At 41.5% G+C, this 4810-nt stretch carries 3 protein-coding genes; all 3 read left to right on the plus strand.

All coding sequences use genetic code 11. From position 1 onward, the window contains the following. Nucleotides 1-3037, plus strand: a 3037-nt coding sequence (locus VB714_RS14485) for an SNF2-related protein (RefSeq protein WP_323225317.1), incomplete at its 5' end; no start/stop codon positions are given. Nucleotides 3038-3114: 77 nt separating this feature from the next. Next, nucleotides 3115-3861 (plus strand): Uma2 family endonuclease, encoded by a 747-nt coding sequence (locus tag VB714_RS14490; protein WP_323225318.1) that lies wholly within the window; start codon nt 3115-3117, stop codon nt 3859-3861. Nucleotides 3862-3935: 74 nt separating this feature from the next. Continuing rightward, the gene (locus VB714_RS14495) at nt 3936-4661 is read left to right on the plus strand and encodes a Uma2 family endonuclease (protein ID WP_323225319.1); all 726 of its coding nucleotides are present in this window, start codon (nt 3936-3938) and stop codon (nt 4659-4661) included. Nucleotides 4662-4810: the final 149 nt, after the last annotated feature.

Genomic DNA, 4810 nt, shown 5'->3' on the forward strand with positions numbered 1-4810 from the left:
CCACCCTCCCCATCCTCCCCACACTCCCCACCCCCCCCACACTCCCCAAACTCCCCAAACGACCAAATGGCAAGAACCCCAAGCACTTCTCCTCAACTTTTTAAGTGGGGTAGTAGGGAGGCAGGTGCGGGAATGGTTGGATATTCCCCTACCTTCCCGAGGAGATGCGATCGCCAAACCCTGGTTGCAATCCTTGATGCAGTCTTCTACAAGTATTAAAGCCCCAACCCAGTCTCTACAGCGCTTGCATAGTGCCGTACAAACTTGGGAATTTCCCGTGCTAGATTATCTTGTTACTCCCAAGACGGAACAATTAGGAGAAGAACAATTTCGCGTTTATTTTCATCTCATCCCCCCCACTACAGGAGAAATTGCTTGGGGTAAATTAGATTGGAAATTGGATTATGGATTGCGATCGGCAATGGATCCCGATTGTGTTGTCAGTGCAGAAACGATTTGGCAAAATCCCGTTGATGTTTTAGTGCATCAGGGTCAAACCATTGAAAATCCCCAAGAAACTTTACTAAAAGGGTTAGGTTTAGCGGCACGATTATACGACCCCATTAAAGCCAGTTTAAATCACAGCAAACCCCTGCGTTGTTTGTTAAATCCCATTGAAGTTTATGAATTTGTCCGCGCTAGTGCGTGGCAATTACAAGATAGTGGTTTTAATACTATTTTACCGTCGGGATTGGATTCGCGATCGCAAGAAAAACGTTTGGGGATTAAAATTCAAGCCCAAGTTAAACAAAAACGCGGACAGCGTTTGGGGCTAAAAATTCCCATTGATTATCAATTAGAATTGGCAGTAGGAGAACAAAGTTTATCCGCAGAAGATTTCGAGCAACTTCTTGCCCAACGCTCTCCTTTAGTTGAGGTGAATGGGGAATGGCTGGCGCTACAACCAGCAGATGTTCGGGCGGCTCAATCTATATTATCTCCTGCTAAAAAAGATGAGTTAACTTTAACGGTTGAAGATGCGTTGCGGTTGAGTACGGGAGATATCAAAGTATTAGCTAAATTGCCTGTTTTTAGTTTTACAGCGTCGGGAGTTCTTAAAGATTTAATTGCGAATTTAACGGAAAATAAAGCACTAAAACCCCTCAAAGAACCCAAGGATTTTCAGGGGGAATTGCGACCCTATCAAGCACGGGGAGCAAGTTGGCTGGCCTTTTTAGAACAGTGGAGTTTAGGTGCTTGTCTTGCGGATGATATGGGGTTAGGAAAATGCGTTGCGGCAGATACAATTATTACTGTTAATGGTCGAGAAAAAATGGCGGCAGAGATTTGGGAAGTGTATGCGGGAATTACTGCCTTTGATGGAGAAGGATTGTGGTCAAAACCGATGCAATCTTTAGAAATTTTGGCGTTAGATGAAGCAACGGGAGAATTAATTAAAGCACCGATCGCGCAACTGTATCGGCAAAAAGTACGGGAAAATCTCCGTCAAGTTATTCTCGATGATGAGGTTAGTATTACTATTACTTACCGTCATAAATTATTAACTCGTCAGGGTTGGAAAAATAATTTTAGGGTAGGAGAAGCGATCGCCTTACCTTCAGAAGCAGGAAAAGCCTTAGAATATCGAGAAATCAAAGCGATCGAGCCTGTTTTTTATGATGGTTGGGTGTACGATTTTGAGGTAGAGAAGTATCATAATTTTATTGCTAATGGCATCGTTTGTCACAATACAATTCAGGCGATCGCCTTTTTCTTAAATCTGAAAGATGAAGGGGGTTTAAATGCTCCTATTTTACTGGTTTGTCCGACTTCAGTATTAAATAATTGGCAGCGAGAGTTACAAAAATTCTCTCCTACTCTTTCTCAGTTTATTCATCATGGGGATAAGCGAAAAAAGGGGAAAGAGTTTGTCAAATTTGTACAAAATCAAAACATAATTTTAACCAGTTATTCTCTCGTTTTTCGCGATATTAAAACCCTAGAAATGGTTGATTGGGAAGGAGTTGTTTTAGATGAAGCACAAAACATTAAAAATCCTCAATCCAAGCAGTCTCAAGCAGTCCGAACTTTAAAAGCAGGATTTCGCATTGCTTTAACTGGAACTCCTGTAGAAAATCGCCTTGCAGAATTATGGTCGATTTTAGACTTTCTCAACCCTGGATTTTTGGGGAATAAACAGTTCTTTCAACGACGCTTTGCAATTCCCATTGAAAAGTACGGCGATCGCGACTCCCTCGGACAATTGCGATCGCTAGTGCAACCCTTCATTCTGCGTCGTTTAAAAACTGACAAAGATATCATTCAAGATTTACCCGAAAAACAAGAAATGAATGTTTTTTGTGGCTTATCCCGAGAACAATCTCAACTCTATCAAACCTTGGTTGATGACTCTTTAACAGCAATTGAGGAAGCGGAGGGTATTCAACGTCATGGCTTAATTTTAACGCTGTTAATGAAGCTAAAACAGGTGTGCAACCATCCCGCACAATATTTGCAGGAAAAGACCCTCACACGAGGCGATCGTTCGGGGAAATTGTTGCGTTTGGAGGAAATGTTAGAAGAAGTAGTTTTAGAAGGCGATCGCGCTTTAATCTTCACACAATTTGCAGAATGGGGAAAACTCATCCAACCTTATTTAACCCGCAAATTAGAAACAGAAGTCTTGTTCCTTTATGGTGCAACTCGTCGAGAAAAGCGTCAAGAAATGATCGATCGCTTCCAAAGCGATCCCAATGGTCCACAAATTTTTATTCTCTCTTTAAAAGCAGGAGGAACAGGATTAAATTTAACCCGTGCAAACCATGTTTTTCACGTCGATCGCTGGTGGAATCCTGCGGTAGAAAATCAAGCCACCGATCGCGCTTTCCGCATCGGTCAAAAACGCAATGTTCAAGTGCATAAATTTGTCTGTACGGGAACTTTAGAGGAACGCATTGATGAGATTATTAATAGCAAGAAACAACTCGCAGAACAAACCGTGGATGCAGGAGAACAATGGTTAACTCGGTTAGATACGGAACAACTGCGAAATTTGCTACACTTAGATCGAGGAGTTGCGATCGATGAGAATAGTTAGATAATCTCAATTTGCATCTTTCTTGACTAAATTCTGTATAATAAAACAAAGTATCGACCCTTTTCTCTTTTGAGGCAATGGTACAACAACTTTCTCCCCCATCGATTGACGACGACCTTCTCTATCCTGACAGTGACGGTAAACCCTTGGCTGACAATACGACCCAATTACGCTTAATTTTCACCATAAAAGGGGGTCTAGACTCTCTTTTTAAAGACCGAGAGGATGTGTTTGTGGCCGCAGATTTGTTATGGTATCCCGTCAAACTGACGAAACAACAAATATTAGAGCAAGAGAAGCCGCAAAAACAAGCACCAGATGTGATGGTAGTATTGGGAAGACCGAAAGGAGATAGAGGGTCTTATAGGCAATGGGAAGAGGAAAATATTGCCCCACAAGTCGCATTTGAAATCCTATCTCCTGGGAACAAGAAAAAAGAGATGGAGACAAAATTCAATTTTTATCAACAACATGGAATTGAAGAGTATTACTTGTACGATCCGAAGAAGAATCGCTTGCAAGGATGGTTGAGAAAAGGGAAGAAATTAGAAGTTATTCCGCAAATGGAGGGCTGGGAAAGTCCGCGTTTAGGAATAAAGTTTAGTAGGATAGAGGGAGAATTAGCATTATTTTATCCCAATGGGGAAAGATTTGTTGATTATGTTGAGATAGTCGAACAACGCGATCGCGAAAAACAAAGAGCCGATCGCTCAGAACGCGATCGCCAACAAATACAGGTAGAATTGGAAGCAGAACGAAGTAAATTGCAAGTAATGCGCGATCGTCTCAAACAAATGGGAATCGATCCCGATACTTTTTCTTAACCAGAAGTATTCCTGCATTAGCGCAATTGATAGTATAATAAAGCAACGTATCGACCTTTTTCTCTTTTGAGGCAATGGTACAACAACTTTCTCCCCCATCGATTGACGACGACCTTCTCTATCCTGACAGTGACGGTAAACCCTTGGCTGACAATACAACCCAATTACGCTTAATTTTCACCATAAAAGGGGGTCTGGACTCTCTTTTTAAAGACCGAGAGGATGTGTTTGTGGCCGCAGATTTGTTATGGTATCCCGTCAAATTGACGAAACAACAAATCTTAGAGCAAGAGGAACCGCAAAAACAAGCGCCAGATGTGATGGTAGTATTGGGAAGACCGAAAGGAGATAGAGGGTCTTATAGGCAATGGGAAGAGGAAAATATCGCCCCACAAGTTGCATTTGAAATTCTATCTCCTGGGAACAGGAAAAAAGATATGGAGACAAAATTTGATTTTTATCAACAACATGGAATTGAAGAGTATTATTTGTACGATCCGAAGAAGAATCGCTTGCAAGGATGGTTGAGAAAAGGGAAGAAATTAAAAGTTATTTCGCAAATGGAGGGCTGGGAAAGTCCGCGTTTAGGAATAAAATTTAGTAGGATAGAGGGAGAATTAGCATTATTTTATCCCAATGGGGAAAGATTTGTTGATTATGTTGAGATAGTCGAACAACGCGATCGCGAAAGAGAGGAGAAGGAGTTACAAAAACAAAGAGCCGATCGCGCTGAGTCTGATTTACAAAAACTACGCGATCGCCTTCAACAACTCAACATCGATCTTGATACTCTTGAATAGAGTAGAGAAAAGCGATCGCCGTGACGATAGCGAATATTGATAGTATAATAAAACAAAGTATCGACCTTTTTCTCTTTTGAGGCAATGGTACAACAACTTTCTCCCCCATCGATTGACGACGACCTTCTCTATCCTGACAGTGACGGTAA

The organism is Spirulina sp. 06S082, from assembly GCF_034932145.1.
Lineage (GTDB): Bacteria > Cyanobacteriota > Cyanobacteriia > Cyanobacteriales > Spirulinaceae > CCY15215.